Below are 16313 nucleotides of genomic sequence, written 5' to 3'. Positions count from 1 at the left end.
CATCCTTAAGAAAATGAAAAGAACAATTCTATTACTACTGATAACTTTTAATCTTAACCAATTAAGCCTCCATGCCCAAAATATGGAGGCTTACGAAAGAAAAGTCTTTGTTGAAAAAAACGACACACTTCTTTACCGCCTACTCCTTCCTGAAAATTTTGATGAAACGAAGAAGTATCCGTTGTTGATTTTTTTGCATGGAGCCGGAGAGCGAGGCAATGACAACCAAAAGCAGCTTCTCCATGGAGGAAAGCTATTTCTGGAGCAAGAAAACCGAGAAAAATTTCCCGCAATAGTAATTTTCCCTCAATGCCCACAAGAGAATTATTGGGCAGCTGTGGATAGGAAAGTAAACCAAGACGGTAGCAGAACATTCACATTTCCAAAAAATGGCAAACCCAGCAAACCAATGGCACTCGCCTTAAAACTGCTCGACTCGTACCTCAAGCAAAATTTTGTTGACAAAAGCCGTGTGTATATCGGAGGGCTTTCCATGGGCGGAATGGGAACTTTCGACATGGTAAGCAGAAAACCAAATGTATTTGCGGCAGCCTTCCCCATTTGCGGAGGCGATAACCCTGCTTCAGCAAAAAAGTATGCCAAAAAGGTCGATTTCTGGGTTTTTCATGGAGCTAAAGACGATGTTGTCCCTCCAGCTTTTTCTGAAAATATGGTGGAAGCCATCAGGAAACAGGGCGGAAATGTAAAGCTAACGATATACCCTGAAGCCAACCACAACAGCTGGGACAGCGCCTTTGCCGAACCCGAACTGCTCCCTTGGATTTTTTCAACCAAAAAAAACTAACACACCATGCAAATACTCAAATCACATATTATCCTCCACCTGCTTTTGGGCTTACTCCTAATCAGCTCCACAACTTTTGCCCAACACACGCAAGCGAGCACCTACTGCAACCCGATCAATATCGATTATACGTACATGATATACAATGCCCATAAAAACATATCTTACCGATCTGGGGCAGATCCCGCTGTAGTGGAATTTCGAAATGAATACTACATGTTTGTCACCCGATCTATGGGTTACTGGCATTCCACCGACCTCAACAATTGGGAATTTATCACCCCAGAAAAATGGTATTTTGAAGGCTCGAATGCCCCAGCCGCTTTCAATTACAAAGATTCGGTTTTGTACGTGACGGGAAACCCCTCTGGATCGATGAGTATTTTATGCACCGACAACCCGAAAAAAGGAGATTGGAAAGCCGTTCCATCCATTTTGAACAACCTTCAAGATCCTGATTTATTCATTGACGACGATGGGCAAGCTTACATGTTTTGGGGCTCTTCCAATACCTATCCCATTAGGGGGAGAAAATTGGACAAAAACCAACGGTTTAAGCCCTCAGATGAAGTTGTTGAATTGTTTAAGCTGGATGGAGAAAAACACGGTTGGGAGCGCTTTGGTGAAAACCATGCCGATACGGTGCTAAAAGGGTACATGGAAGGTGCTTGGCTCACCAAACACGAGGGAAAATACTACATGCAATATGCCGCGCCAGGCACCGAATTTAATGTGTATGGCGATGGAGTTTACGTGAGCGATTCCCCACTTGGTCCGTATGAATATGCACCCAACAACCCTGTTTCCTACAAACCGGGCGGGTTTATGAACGGAGCTGGGCACGGAAGCACCGTTATTGGTCCACAAGAAACGTATTGGCATTTTGCCTCCATGTCGCTTTCGCTCAATGTAAATTGGGAAAGAAGAATTTGCATGTACCCTACCTATTTTGATGACGAGGGGCTGATGCATACCGAAACCTATTTTGGCGATTATCCCCACTTTGCGCCAGCTACTTCAGGAAAACAAGGAAAATTCACCCAATGGATGCTGCTTTCTTACAAAAAACCTATGAAAGCTTCTTCCGTTGTAGAGAAATTCAGTCCTGAAAATGCGGTAGATGAAGACTCCAAATCCTTTTGGCTAGCAGAAGAAAACGATGATAAGCAATGGTTGGAAATCGATTTGCAAAACCCAGCCATGATCTATGCCATCCAAGTCAATTACCAGGATTACCAATCTGAGTTTTTTGGAAAAGTTTCTGGGCTGATGCACCGCTACTCCATAGAAGGCTCTTTGGACGGAGCACAGTGGTTCACTTTAGTTGACCGAAAAAATAATTACAAGGATGTTCCAAATGATTACGTAGAACTAGGAACTCCTCAAAAAGCCCGATTTATTCGGTACAAAAACATCAAAGTCCCCACGCCGAACCTCGCTATTTCTGGATTGAGAGTTTTTGGAAAAGGGGAAGGAAAAGCTCCTAAGCAGATCAAAAAATTCACCGCCAAACGGGCAAGCGACAAACGAGATGCAATGATTGAGTGGGAAACGCAAGCCAATTGCCAAGGGTACAATGTACTTTGGGGAATTGCACCTGATAAGCTATACAGCTCATGGTTGGTGTACGATAAAAATGAACTGGAACTCAAATCCCTCACGGTAGATCAGGAATACTTTTTTGCGGTGGAAGCTTTCAACGAAAACGGTGTTTCTACACGATCGCCTATCATCAAGTTAGAATAGAAAAAAGCATTACAACACTTTCTTTGTGGAGAAATACACCTTTTGATATCTTTTTAAAATTTATACTTCAATGAAAAAAATTCAGATAGCATTTGCCGCAATTATCCTGTTATGGGGGTGTAGCTCTCCCAGCAACAGTCCCAATTCATCTTCCTTATCTAGCCCCAAAATAGACTCGTTACTTTCTGTGATGACTCTTGAGGAGAAATTAGGGCAACTGAACTTGCCGGGCGCAGGCGATATTGTCACAGGGCAAGCCTCCAACTCAAATATTGCAGAAAGCATCCGCCAAGGAAAAGTGGGTGGGCTTTTCAACATAAAAGCCGCTGAAAAGATCCGTGAGGTGCAACGAGTGGCTGTAGAAGAAAGTAGGTTGAAAATCCCTTTGATTTTCGGAATGGATGTGATCCACGGGTACAAAACCGTGTTCCCTATCCCCTTGGCACTTTCGGCAAGTTGGGATATGGAAGCGATTGAGCGCACCGCCAGAATTGCCGCGATTGAAGCCAGTGCCGATGGAATTTGCTGGACTTTTTCCCCGATGGTCGATATTGCGAGAGACCCCCGCTGGGGCAGAGTAGCGGAAGGAGCTGGAGAAGACCCTTACCTCGGCGCACAAATTTCCAAAGCGATGATACACGGCTACCAAGGCGATGACCTCACAAAAAACAACACCGTGATGGCGTGCTTCAAGCACTTTGCACTTTATGGCGCTTCTGAAGCCGGCAGAGATTACAACACCACCGACATGAGCCGGATCAGGATGTACAACGAGTATTTCCCACCGTACAAAGCAGCGGTTGATGCTGGTGCAGGCAGCGTGATGACTTCTTTCAACGAGGTGGATGGAATCCCTGCAAGCGCAAACAAATGGCTGATGACCGATGTACTCAGAAAACAATGGGGATTTGACGGCTTCATAGTAACAGATTACACCGCCATCAATGAAATGATAGACCACGGAATGGGCGATTTGCAAACCGTTTCGACACTTGCGCTCAAAGCTGGAGTAGATATGGATATGGTAGGCGAAGGATTTCTGACCACGCTAAAAAAATCGCTAGAGGAAGGGAAAGTTACCGAAAAGGACATAGATGCCGCATGCAGGCGAGTGCTCGAAGCCAAAGAGCGATTAGGGCTTTTTGACGATCCTTACAAGTATTGCGATGTGGAAAGGGCTAAAACGGAAATTTATACCGAAGAAAGCCGAAAAGAGGCGAGAGAGATTGCCGCGAAGACGTTTGTACTGTTGAAAAATGAAAAACAAACGCTCCCTCTCAAGAAAAACAGCACCGTCGCTTTGATAGGTTCCATAGCCAACAACAAGGAAAACATGCAGGGAACTTGGAGCGTAGCGGGAGACCACGCCAACTCCATTTCGCTGTTGGAAGGAATGAAAAGCGTAGCAGGCGATGAAGCAAAAATCTTGTATGCCAAAGGGGCAAATGTATATGCTGACGAAACCTTGGAAACGAGGGCTACGGCTTTTGGAAAAACTGCCAATAGAGATTCAAGATCTGCGGCAGCCATGATCCAAGAAGCGGTTTCCATTGCCCAAAAAGCCGATGTGGTAGTTGCCGCCTTGGGCGAAGCATCGGACATGAGCGGGGAAAGCAGCAGCCGTACGAGCATCCAAATCCCCCAAACCCAACGGGAATTACTTGAAGCGTTACTGAAAACAGGCAAGCCTGTTGTTTTAGTGGTTTTCACTGGTCGTCCGCTCGATCTCACTTGGGAAAATGAACAAGTTCCTGCCCTGTTAAATGTATGGTTTGCTGGCTCAGAAGCGGGTTACGCCATCGCCGATGTGCTTTATGGAGACGTGAACCCTTCAGGAAAACTTTCGGCTACTTTCCCTCAAAATGTAGGACAAATTCCAATTTTTTACAACCACAAAAACACAGGCAGACCTTTGCCAGAAGGCGTAGATTATCAAAAATTCAGATCGAATTATCTTGATGCTACCAACGCCCCTTTGTATCCGTTTGGCTATGGCTTGAGCTACACCAGCTTTGACTATTTCGACCTTAAGCTTTCAGCAAAAAGCATTAGGCCTGAAGGGAAATTGACAGTGAGCGTAACCCTAAAAAATACAGGAGATTTTGATGGAGAGGAAGTCGTTCAACTTTACATTAGGGATTTGGTAGGAAGCGTAACCCGACCTGTGAAAGAACTCAAAGGCTTTGAAAAAGTTTTGTTGAAAAAAGGTGAAACTAAAACTATCAGCTTTGAAATAGGAAAAGAAGAACTTTCCTTTTACAACTACGACTTAGACTTTGTACAAGAACCTGGTGAATTTGAGGTATTTGTTGGAGGAAATTCAGCAGATGTTCTTTCAGGGAAGTTTGAATTACTTGCCCAATAAACTTTGCAAAAATCGAGAACCTCCCCATCACCCCAAGGGTACAAGTTAATTGTACCCTTGGGGTGATGGCTTTTTAAAGGCTATTTCTAAACAAAACCTTACCCATAACTTTACGATTCGTTCACTCAATCATAAACCCCTTTCGGCATTCGCTGAATAGCCTTTTCCTAATTTCGTCCTTCAAAAATTTCACATTATGGACAAAGGAAAACTATTTAGTATTATCTCTATTATTGGGCTTTCGGCACTGATTTTCTCCTGCCAAACTCAAGAAAAAACCTTCAAAATAGAAGGTCTAAAGCATGTAATCATCATAGGGGTGGACGGCATGAGCCCCGATGGCATCCAAACGGCGAATACGCCAACTCTTGACAAGTTAATAAAAGAAGGTGCGAGCACACTTCATGCCCGCTCGGTATTGCCCACCAGCTCGTCCCCCAACTGGGCATCAATGCTTATGGGTGCTGGACCTGAACAACATGGCGTAACTTCAAATGCTTGGAGAAAAGATGAGTTTGTATTGCCCACTGTCGTAAGCGACGAATCAGGGTTTTTCCCAAGTATTTTCTCGCTCATACGCAAAAATAATACTCAGGTGGAAATGGGAGCGATTTATCATTGGGATGGATTTGGTGACCTGTTCGACAATAACTTGGTCAACTACAATATTTCCCCAAAAACCGAAGATGAAACCGCTTCGCTAACATCTGCTTATCTAAAAGAAAAGAAGCCCCAATTCACTTTTGTGCACCTCGACCATGTGGACCATGCGGGACATGCAATTGGGCATGGAACACCTGCGTATTATGCTTCTGTGGAAAAAGCCGATTCCTTGATTTCAGATATTATTTCTACCCTTGAAGAAGAAGGAATGATGGAAAATACGCTAGTAATAGTAAGTGCCGACCACGGTGGCGTAGGTAACGGACACGGCGGAGAAACTTTGGAGGAAATTGAAATCCCTTTGATTATGTACGGAAAAGGGATTAAAAAAGGATACGAAATCAAAGTTCCGGTAAATATTTATGACCTGCCCGCTTCAGCTGCTTTTGGCATGGGAATCGATTTGCCACTAGTCTGGATCGGTCGCCCAGTGAAAGAAGCATTTGAAGGGTTTGCAGCTCCTGAGTTAGCTTACGCCCCACAAAAAATGGTGAGACAGCCTGTCATTTATCCTGTAAAAGATGGATTTGACCCAGCAGGAGGCTTGTTTATTGACAGCATTCCAACTTTAAAAATAGAAAACCCAAATGACATGGGAGTAATCAGGTACACCCTCGATGGTTCTGTGCCAAGTACCAAATCCCCAGAATATACCGAAGAGGTTCAGCTTTCTAAATCTACAGTTGTAAAGGCAGCTCTTTTTGTTGGGTCAAAGCAAGCTAGCCGAGAAGTGGTAGGCTACTTTAGGGTATTGAATAGCGGAAATGGACATGGCGTAAAATATGCTTGCTATGAAACTACGGAAGCAGCCGTTCTGCCTGATTTCAGCAAGCTTAGTCCAGTAAGCGAAGGTACTGCTCACGAATTCAACCTCGATGATGTAAAGCTTCCTCGCCCTGAGCAAATTGCCACCGTAATGGAAGCTTATATCGAAATAAAAGAAGCAGGGAAATATACATTTTACATTGCCTCGGACGATGGCAGCAAACTTTACCTTAACGGAAAGGAGTTGGTCGACAACGATGGTGACCATGGAGTCATTGAAAAAGGTGCTTCAGCCACACTTGAACCAGGAAAATACCCATTAAGGGTTGAATGGTTCAATGCAGGAGGGGGAATGGGACTGTACACTTATTATAGCGGACCAAATACTCCTAAGCAGCTTATCCCGGCCGATTTACTTTATTTGGGAAAGGAACTATAGAAAGCTAGCCCTTCTTTGCTTTCAAAAACAACTAAACTCTTTAGTTTTAACGATAAAAGTTAGAACCGAGCAAAACCTTCTCACCTGAGAGGGTTTTGCTTTTTTTGGTTAATTTGGTGGAAAGAATTATCAACAACCACATTCACATTCGAACCACTTACTTCATGAAAAATCTAGTCTATTTATTTATGGCAATAGCCTTTGCCGCCTGCAAACCTTACGATACGCTCATAAAAAACGGAACGGTGTACGATGGCAGTGGCAAGCCCGCTATCCCTACCGATATCGGCATTAAAGGTGATAAAGTCGTCAAAATAGGAAACATTCCTTCCAAAAAAGCTAAAACTATTGTCGATGCGGAAGGCATGGCAGTCAGCCCTGGGTTCATCAACACCTTGAGCTGGGCATATTGGCCATTGCTGAAAGATGGTCGCTCCATGAGCAACCTCAAGCAAGGGGTCACACTTGAAATTTTTGGAGAGGGAAGTTCTCCTGGTCCTTTTCACCCAGAAAAAACCAAAGACACGCCAAGCAGCTTTGCCGAGAATATGGAAAAACTAGAACAACAAGGAGTTTCCACCAACATCGCTTCTTTTGTGGGGGCTACCACCGTTCGGAAATATGTACTGGATGAAGACGACCGAGCGCCAAACGCAGAAGAGCTTGCCCTTATGAAGCAACTCGTGGAGCAGTCGATGGAAGAAGGGGCACTTGGGCTGGGTACTTCGTTGATTTACCCGCCTGCATTTTTTGCCAAAACAGATGAACTTATCGCTCTTTCCAAATCGGCTTCAAAGCACAATGGCATCTACATTTCCCACCTCCGCAGCGAAGGGGATAAATTACTGGAAGCTATAGAAGAACTTATTACCATTGCCCGTGAAGCAAACATCCCTGCGGAAATTTACCACCTAAAAGCGGCAGGGCAACGAAATTGGGAGGATCTTGAAAAAGCGATTGCAATGATTGAAAAAGCCCGTGCCGAAGGGCTAGAGATTACCACAAACATGTACAACTACACGGGAGCTTCTACGGGCTTGGGTGCTTGCATGCCGCCGTGGATTCAGGAAGGCGGAGAAATCCAATGGGTCAAAAACCTTCAAAATGCGGAACTCAAGGCAAAAGCAATTTCCGAGATGGAAAGCGACAAAACAGATTGGGAAAATTTCCTCGCTTTGGCAGGCGACCCTGCAAATATTTTGCTGCTCGGTTTTTCAACCGACTCTTTGCAGAAATTTAAAGGAAAGAACCTTGCCGAGGTTGCAAAGATTTGGGGCAAAAGCCCAGCCGAATCGGTTTGTGACCTCATCAGTGCCAATGGCGGGGACATCAGCACCGCTTATTTTCTGATGTCGGAAGAAAATGTGGCTAGGCAGATGAAGCTACCTTATATGAGCTTTGGATCAGACGCCCGCTCTATAGCCGCAGAAGGGGAAAACCTAGAATCGATGACACACCCTCGCACCTACGGGAATTTTGCCCGCCTACTTGGCAAATATGTTCGGGAGGAAAAAATAATCTCGCTCGAAGAAGCTATCCACAAGCTTTCTTGGCTTCCCGTCCAAAAGTTGCACATCAAAAATAGAGGTAGAATTACGGAAGGCTACTTCGCCGACATCGTCATTTTCGACCCAACTACCATCACCGATAAAGCCACTTTCAACCAACCCCACCAATACGCCGAAGGCGTGCAACATGTCTTCGTAAATGGCACGAGAGTGATAAAAAATGGGGAACATACGGGGGAAACTCCCGGTAGGTTTGTGAAGGGAAAGGGGGCGAAAAATTAAATTTGGAGCAAAAAAAAGCAGGAAAGGTTATCTCCCCTCCTGCTTCCATCATTAGCTTACAATTTTTTACCCCTTCTTCACCAAAACTACCCAGTCCTGAACCGTATCTGTGGCGGTGCTTTGCGGTGCTTTTCCCAAGGAGCACACGCCTCCTCCAGTAATGCTTTCCACCGAGCCTTTTTGCATTTCCCCTCCTTCTAGCGGATTGAACCATTGCACACTGAACTCCCCTTCTGCCTTGCTTAGGTCGAGGGTGTAGTTTCCTGCTTTGGGCAAATAAACTGCATAAACTTCTCCTTCTTTTTTGAGGCAATACGCCCCTTTGCCACTCACCAAGCCATGCTCAGGCTGCATTTCCCAATAAGGAAGGTTTTGTTGGCAAAAAGAAACCGCATAATCGGTCAGTTCCCATAGGCGATCTCGCCTGCGCCAGTCTTCCGAGTTGAGGTCGTTGTGGAGGGAATTTGCACCAAAGTACCATTCCACGCCAGCACCTCCCGAAAGGAGCGTTCCCCAAAGCACGTAGCGCCTCAAGGTTTCGTGCTGCGGATCTAGCGAATCGGATTGTGCTCCTGTATGCCACATCCCAATTTCATCCATGGTTATTAGCCACTCCTGCCCTGCTTCTTTCGATTTCTCTTTCCATGTTTGGATAACCTCGCTCACCCCTTCTCTTTTATCTACTTGTAAGGAAAGCCCATCTAAGTCCTTAAAACCGACAATTTGTCCTAAAATATCTTTTCTTGGAGGGTTGTGGGAATGCGTGTGCAGCAGGACTGGATGCTGGTAAGGGTCGGCTTTTTTCAGAAAGCTAGTCATTGCCCTTCGCTGCTCGTCGTTTTGACCAATCGGGCTAAACGAAGCTGGTCCATTTTCCTCGCCCAAGTTCCAGATCAGCCCAAGGTGATGCCCAAAGCGGGCGATCATTTCTCGCAAATAAAGCTGGCGCATGGGGCCAGTATCGCCACCGTCCAGCATGGTTTCGTTTTCTGTTTCTTGTAAAACCACGTGCAGCAATATTCCCTTTTTCTGCATATGCTGAAATACAATTTCCCACTGTTCCAGCTTGCTCACATCAAACCTTGTAAAGTCATCGGGAGAGTGGTAGGGCCACACATCTTTTCCATCGCCCAAAATATTTAAGGTGAGGAAATACATGGAATTCATCCCTTTGGAAGCCAAATAATTTATGCCGCCTATCAGCGCTTTCCCCTTTCCATCTTGCCAAGTGGGGTCGCCAGCTTTCCAGTCTTTCAGGTGCGGGGCAAACGTGTGGATTTCTTCGGGCGCAGCAGCCTCTCCTTCCCGCGCTTCCGCCAACATCCGATACGTCCCATCAATTCCTTTGAATGCCAGCAAATTTTCAGGGCTGTTGCTTCCTCCTTTCATCCAAAACTTATCTGTTCCTTCAAACTTAAAATAAGTATTTTCAATACCTAACCTTCCATTCCCTCTAAAATCTGGTCCTTCTTTATCGGTGGCAACCACCACAAATTCCCCACTGGCATTTCCCAATTTCACTTCGTCGCCCAAAGAAAGATCATCGCTAAGGGCAAGGCTATCTCCGTGCTGGAGAACTGCTTTGTATTTCCAATTTCCCACTTTATTGGGGGTGAACCTCGCCATCCACACACTTCCTACTTCTGCACTTGTTTCCGCAGCATTTCCATCGGCGGCAAAAAAACCTCTGATCACCTGCTTGTTTTCTTCATGTTCAAATTCAACGCGCAGCCTGTAGTTTAAAAATGGATTATCCGCATCGGTTTCGCTTGTTTGTGGGCCTACAAAAGGCAACTCAATGGTATGCCACTGGGCAAAAACGGGCGTAGTATCGGCTACTGCCGAAATAGGCTCAGCTTTTCCTTGGGGCAATTCCAACCGCTCAAGTGTGGTAAGCTCTGGACCACCACCACGGTTTCCGCTACCCGAAGCCACGTACACATACTTCCCAACTACAGCAAAGCCTGTTCCGTGCCTGCCTTCGTTGAGCGAAGGCCATTTGCTCCATCTTTTGGTTTCTCCATCATATGCTTCTACCTCGTTGTGTGCCACTTCATGTTTGGTACTTTCCCCACCGCCTATTACAATTGCTCCGTTCCAAGCAAACGCAAAGTTCCCTGCACGCATGGTGGGGATGGCTGTTGCTTGAACTACAGGCTCCCACTTTTGCGTTTTGAAATCATACACATTTCCGTGGCTAACCGTCAGGGCCATGTCTTGCTCAGTCGCTTTTGATGTGCGACGGCCGGCAAAGGCATAAAGTTTATTGTTGCTGGCTACTGCGCTAAAGTGGTCACGTGTATTTGGCGCATCGTCCAACACTTTCCACTCCCCTATTGTAGGATCGTATTCATCGAACCAAGCTTGGTAGCCGTTCATGTGTCCTTTGGTAATTCCTCCCACCAAATATATTTTTCCGTTGTACACCGCAGCTCCTGCCCCACCTCTTCTCCTGTGTTCGGGGATGGGATGGCTGTACACATATTCGTCTTTTTCGGGGTAATAAACTATCACCTTGTCTAATGGCTTTTCGTTGGGCCACTGACCTGACATAGCACCCAAAATGTAAATGGCATCGCCGAACACCACGGGCTGGAAATGATGCAGCTCTACAGGTGTTTCTGATTTATTTTCCCATGTATTAGTTTGGACGTCGTACACCGAGGTAGGATTAATTCGGCGACCACCCATTAGGTATAGTTTATCTTTATAAGCAACCATTCCCGCTTCATGGCGGGCAACGGGTTCACCTGTTGTCTCAAGGGTTTCCCACTTCCAGTTTTCAGGTACTTCTTGCTTGCAGTTTTGCAACAAAACCATGCAGCCAGCAAGCAAAAACATGGTTAGTACATTAAGTCTGATTCTCATAATAAAGTGATAAGGCTAAAATAGTTGATTGGTTCTTTTATAAAGAGTAGTTTTTGAATGAATTTACTGCTAAAAAGCTATTTTTTTATTCGTCCTGTAAGGACAAGCTATGCCTTTTCTCTATATCTAGATTACTACTTTCTACAACTGTTCCAGCGCATGTTTACACAGCTCAGCAGCTATTTTATTTTCTAGTTTGATGGCATATTCCAGCCCATTTCGCAAGTGCCGCCTAGCATCGTCGAGGTTATTTCCATTGAGATGCACATCGGCTAGGGTCATGCTGAAGCGGGGCAGCCACACAGGAAAATCGTCTATTTCGCTGTCTACTTTTCGGAAAAGATCATTGCTTTCGTCGTAAAACTCCAGAGCGGCAGCAGTTGCCCCCATTTCTATTTCCAAACCTGGAATAAGCGTGCGCATATGATTTTTGTACATCAGTTTCCGAGCCCGACCAAACTCTAGCCAAGCAAGTTTTGGTTCGGTATCGCGAAGTACTTGCCCCAAGTTCATCTGCAAAAGAGCCAATGTTTTCTCATCACCCAAGCGCTGTGCTATTTCCATACCCAGCTCGGCATATTCCTTGGCTTGCTCCAAGTCCTGTAACCTTCCCGCAAAAAGTGTCGCCATAGCCAATGCCTTAGCCAACCGAGGCTGATGCCCTGCTTTTTCCATCGCCTCTACGGTATCTAGCGCCATCGAAAGCCCTAATTTCCAGTGGCAATAAATATCGCAATAGCGCATCATAATCAAGTGGGCATCGGCTAGTTTTTCGGGGGTTTCTTCCAACTTTGGCAAGGCTGCTTGCATGTGGATGATAAATTGCTCGTACTGCCCAAGCCATAAATTGAACAAGGCAAAATTTGCCAAAGCTTCGGGAAAAAACACCACTGGTCGCAAGAGGTTTTGCGGGGTTTCCTCGTAGGTAAGTTCGCCCGCGTCGAGGCAAAGCTTGCCGTAGTTCAGTTGATAGCGAGCGTAATGTGGTCCTTTGCAGTCATCTGCCAATCGCCATGTTTTCCATGTTTTGTGGCAAAGCTTGAAGGCTGCATTTTCCTCACCAGCGGCTTCAAAAAGCCCCGTGGCAATATTTATGGCTTCAAAAGGGTGTAGGCTGTTCGCCCAATTTTCTATTTTTAGCTGAATATTTTCTTTGGAAGAGTTTTTCGAAAGTGTAGGCAAATCGAGCTTGGCTTCTTTCAATAAGTTTGTGAAAAAAGCTTCAAGCAACGCTTCTTTCTGCACCGCTTTCTCACCGTAAGCTTCCATCAGTTGCGAGGCACCGTAGCTCAGTTCACTACCCGGATAACTCAAAAAAGTAAAACCTGGGGAAGCTTCCGCCGCTGCTAGTAGCCCCAGATAATTGAGGTCGTGGTCCAAGTCTGCTGCGGAAAAGCCCGCATAGAGCCAATAGTTTTCCTTCAGCAATTTTTCCAGTGCCGAGTTCAAGGCATCGCCTCTGCCCAGGAGCCGTTGCTGGAGCGTATCTACCATCGACAAAGCTACTTCAGCCGTGCCGTGTATTTTTATGATAGGAAGTTTTTCAGAAGGCTTTTCAAGTAATAACTCATACCCTTTCTGATCAAAAAACACGTCAAACTCAACGCCAGCTGCTTCCAAGGCTTGTTCCACCAAACGATCAAAATTAGTGGTGACCACCGCCTTGAGCTTGCCTGCTTTTGCAAGCTTAGCTATCGCCAAATGGGTAACATTAGTTTGGGAAGAATCCAAGGCTTGAAGCACCTCAAAGTACTTTTCCCCGCACTCTTCCGCCATAATTTGGGCTTGGTAGTCAGGAGAGAAAACCCCCACCTTATCTCTGCGAAAGCTCACTGACTGACGGATTTCCGCCAACCAACCTGGCTTCTCAATGTAGCGCTCTATCCGCTGGCAAAGGGCATCGAGTACCTTATCGTTGAACCCAAACCAACTGGGCAAAGATGTAGGCGCATCCATTGACACTCCCGCCCCAGCCATTATCACCAAATTACCGCTATTTACAGCTTCTATTGCTTTTTCCATGTAGTGAAATTTGAAAAACCCAAGTTGTCTAAAATTGGAGGTAAAAGCAAATGGGGAGATGTACTTCTGCCCTAAAGAAAAAATGTAACCTGTTATATAAACAAGTACTCCTTTATGTAGATTTAGGAGGAATAGGTAAAAGCAAGAGCTAGCTCAGAGTATCATGAAACAAACAATAGAACTCAATAATCATAATAAGAAACCTAGGTTTTTTAACTTGATACTTGGAGGCGGATTTACTTCTCTTTTTGTGATAAACCTAACTTCAATTATTGGTCAAAGCCTTAATGCTTTTGATGTATTGAGTCTGATAGCTTATCCTATTTTCGGAATAACTTGGCTCCTTTCTGGACTTGGTTATAATTTGACTCGATTTCTAAAACAAGAAAAACTCATCATTAATGATTCGTCTTTATTACATGACAGTCCATTTAATAAGACTATAATTAGTTTTCGACAAATTCAATTAATTGAATGCAAGAATAAGTCCCTGATAATTTCACCAATCTCCGGCAAAAAAATAAAAATTCATTTACCGTCTTGGGATCAGCATAGAATTGATGAATTCACTGAAGAATTGAAACATATATCAAGTAGGGATAGTGAAGATGGAGGAAAAAGCACAATTAGGGAAAGAGAATGATTAATAAAATGCTGAGATGAAAAAAAGTTTAACAATTGCCTCAATAGGTTTGACAATACTACTTTTGGGGTGTGATGGTGGTATCAATATTAAAATTCAGACTGTGGAGAAAAGTACTATTGAAGGACTTTTCGAAAATGATGTAATACCCGATGGTATCCCTGTTGGAAATGTAAAAATTAAAATCCATGCCGGTAATACGGACGGAACAGAAAGTGGAATAAGTATTTCAACGGAAACAGATTCTAATGGAGTTGTATTTGAGCAAATTATAGTTCCACCAATGAAAAAAGAGCCTGAATTTGAAGGGTATATCACTTGGGAAAAAGAAGGGTACTTGGGAAAAAGAAGGGTTTATTAATGACACAATACGTTTTAATCATTCTTCCATAGATAAAAAGTACGCTATAATAAACTTGGAGAGAATAAAATGAAAGCTCCTTTTCCCCTCCCAATCCAATCACCCATCCCCTTGCGTTTCCGCTCAAAAATCACCAGTTTGTAAACGATTTGATGGATTCATCAAGTATCCATTTTTTAACTTCCAAAACCCAAATACCCATGAAATACTCATATCTATCTTTTGCAATCTTATTCCTTTTATTTTCCACGCAGTGCCAAACCCAAAAGGATAAAAGTGAAGTCAGCACCAATGCTAAAGACGACCTGGGCGTGAATATCTCCCCAGAAGATGTTGAAAGATTCAAGGCTGCTGGGGTGGTGCACTACAGTGACTTTGGCGCCAAGGGCGATGGCAAAACCGATGACATGGACGCACTAGCTGCAACGCATGCATTTGCCAACCAACACGAGCTTTTGGTAGAAGCCGACGAGGGAGCAACCTACTACATTGGGGGCAAAGAGCGCACGGCGATCATCCAAACGGATACCGATTTTGGGAGTGCTGCTTTCATCATTGACGATACGGAGCTAGAAAATATCAAAGCACCTGTTTTTGAGGTCAGCTCTAGCTTGGAGCCGTTTAAGCTGGAAGGGATCACTTCGCTAAAGAAAAACCAGAAAACCATTAATGTTTCCCTGCCCAGCACCTGCCTCATCACGGTTACCAATTCGAGCGTAAAACACTATATCCGCTTCGGGCTGAACCAAAACAACGGTTCTAACCAAACGGACATTTTTATTGCTGACAAAAACGGCAACGTGGACATGGATGCCCCAATCATCTGGGACTTCGACCAAATTACCGATGCGGTAGCCTTGCCCATAGACGAAACCGAATTGAAAATTACTGGCGGGCATTTTACCACAATCGCCAACCAAGCCGAATCGAAGTACAATTACCATAGCCGCAATATCTCGATCAGGCGCTCCAATGTAATTGTAGACGGGCTGAAACACACAATAAAAGGCGAAGGAGACCATGGCGCTCCCTATGGCGGTTTCATCAATACCAGCGACTGCGCTTATGTAACTGTCAAGAACACCATTTTCACAGGGCACAAAACGTATAAAACTATTGGCTCGGCAGGAAAGCCAGTTTCCATGGGTACGTATGATATTTCCCTCGGTCGGAGCCTCAATGTTTCGTTTGTGAACTGCAGCCAGACCAACGACATTGACGACCGCACCTACTGGGGATTAATGGGATCTAACTATTGTAAGAACATTGTTTTAGATAATTGCACCTTTTCTCGTTTCGATGCGCACAAGGGCGTTGCCAATGCCACTGTCCGCAATTCCACCATGGGGCATATGGGCATAAATGCTATTGGGAGCGGGAGATTTACCGTGGAAAATTCAACTATCCGTGGAAGAAGCCTTATCAACCTTCGCTCTGATTATGGCAGTACGTGGCAGGGGGAATTCATCATCCGCAATTGTGTTTTTGTTCCAAATGGAGGAAAAAAAGCCAGTACCAGCCTGATCAACGGGTATTATTCTGGGCAACATAATTTCGGCTACACCTGCTACATGCCAGAGAAAATTATCATCGAAAATCTTCGAATAGATGATTCGAACCATCCTGAAGGATACGAGGGACCTGCCATATTTTTCAACTTCAATAAAGACATGACCGACGAGTCTTACGTAGAAGAGTTTCCTTATGTCAAAACCAAGGAAGTTGTTCTCAAAAACGTGACCACCGCCAGTGGAAAGAAATTAAGGATTAGCGATAACCCGTTTATGTTCAAGGATGTGAAGTTGAATGGGGAATAATAAAGTAGTCCCCCATTTAACTTATAAAA

Annotated in this window: 10 protein-coding genes; 8 read left to right on the top strand and 2 right to left on the bottom strand. The window is 44.7% G+C overall.

Annotated features, from left to right (window positions below):
* Positions 1-13 precede the first annotated feature (13 nt).
* From R9C00_00880 to R9C00_00860, 5 genes are all read left to right on the top strand, one after another.
* Positions 14-805: a prolyl oligopeptidase family serine peptidase gene (locus R9C00_00880; protein ID WPO36003.1), complete on the top strand. Its 792-nt coding sequence runs from the start codon at positions 14-16 to the stop codon at positions 803-805.
* A gap of 6 nt (positions 806-811) precedes the next feature.
* Positions 812-2551: a family 43 glycosylhydrolase gene (locus R9C00_00875; protein WPO36002.1), complete on the top strand. Its 1740-nt coding sequence runs from the start codon at positions 812-814 to the stop codon at positions 2549-2551.
* 70 nt (positions 2552-2621) lie between these two features.
* A complete protein-coding gene (gene bglX / locus R9C00_00870; GenBank protein WPO36001.1) occupies positions 2622-4916 on the top strand; it encodes a beta-glucosidase BglX in 2295 nt (764 codons plus the stop codon).
* 196 nt (positions 4917-5112) lie between these two features.
* Entirely contained in the window at positions 5113-6783 is a 1671-nt protein-coding gene (locus R9C00_00865) for an alkaline phosphatase family protein (GenBank protein WPO36000.1), read from the top strand.
* Positions 6784-6947: 164 nt separating this feature from the next.
* A complete protein-coding gene (locus R9C00_00860; GenBank protein WPO35999.1) occupies positions 6948-8573 on the top strand; it encodes a D-aminoacylase in 1626 nt (541 codons plus the stop codon).
* A 66-nt stretch (positions 8574-8639) separates the two neighbouring features.
* On the opposite strand, the gene R9C00_00855 is transcribed toward R9C00_00860, so the two are convergent.
* Together R9C00_00855 and R9C00_00850 are read right to left on the bottom strand one after the other, a co-directional pair.
* Entirely contained in the window at positions 8640-11441 is a 2802-nt protein-coding gene (locus R9C00_00855) for a DUF5060 domain-containing protein (protein WPO35998.1), read from the bottom strand.
* Between the two features lie 141 nt (positions 11442-11582).
* Entirely contained in the window at positions 11583-13463 is a 1881-nt protein-coding gene (locus tag R9C00_00850) for an SIR2 family protein (GenBank protein WPO35997.1), read from the bottom strand.
* A gap of 163 nt (positions 13464-13626) precedes the next feature.
* Between R9C00_00850 and R9C00_00845 the strand changes: the two genes are divergently transcribed.
* The 3 genes from R9C00_00845 to R9C00_00835 all read left to right on the top strand — a co-directional run bounded on the left by R9C00_00845 (position 13627) and on the right by R9C00_00835 (position 16284).
* On the top strand, positions 13627-14106 hold the full coding sequence (locus tag R9C00_00845) for a hypothetical protein (protein ID WPO35996.1): 480 nt from the start codon (positions 13627-13629) through the stop codon (positions 14104-14106).
* 16 nt (positions 14107-14122) lie between these two features.
* A complete protein-coding gene (locus tag R9C00_00840) occupies positions 14123-14467 on the top strand; it encodes a hypothetical protein (protein ID WPO35995.1) in 345 nt (114 codons plus the stop codon).
* A 200-nt stretch (positions 14468-14667) separates the two neighbouring features.
* The gene (locus tag R9C00_00835) at positions 14668-16284 is read left to right on the top strand and encodes a hypothetical protein (protein ID WPO35994.1); all 1617 of its coding nucleotides are present in this window, start codon (positions 14668-14670) and stop codon (positions 16282-16284) included.
* The last annotated feature ends 29 nt before the right edge of the window (positions 16285-16313 follow it).

Source organism: Flammeovirgaceae bacterium SG7u.111, assembly GCA_034044135.1.
In the GTDB taxonomy this organism is placed as follows: Bacteria; Bacteroidota; Bacteroidia; order Cytophagales; family Flammeovirgaceae.
The sequence above is the reverse complement of the archived record's forward strand: the minus strand, read 5'-3'. Positions and strand labels throughout refer to the sequence as shown.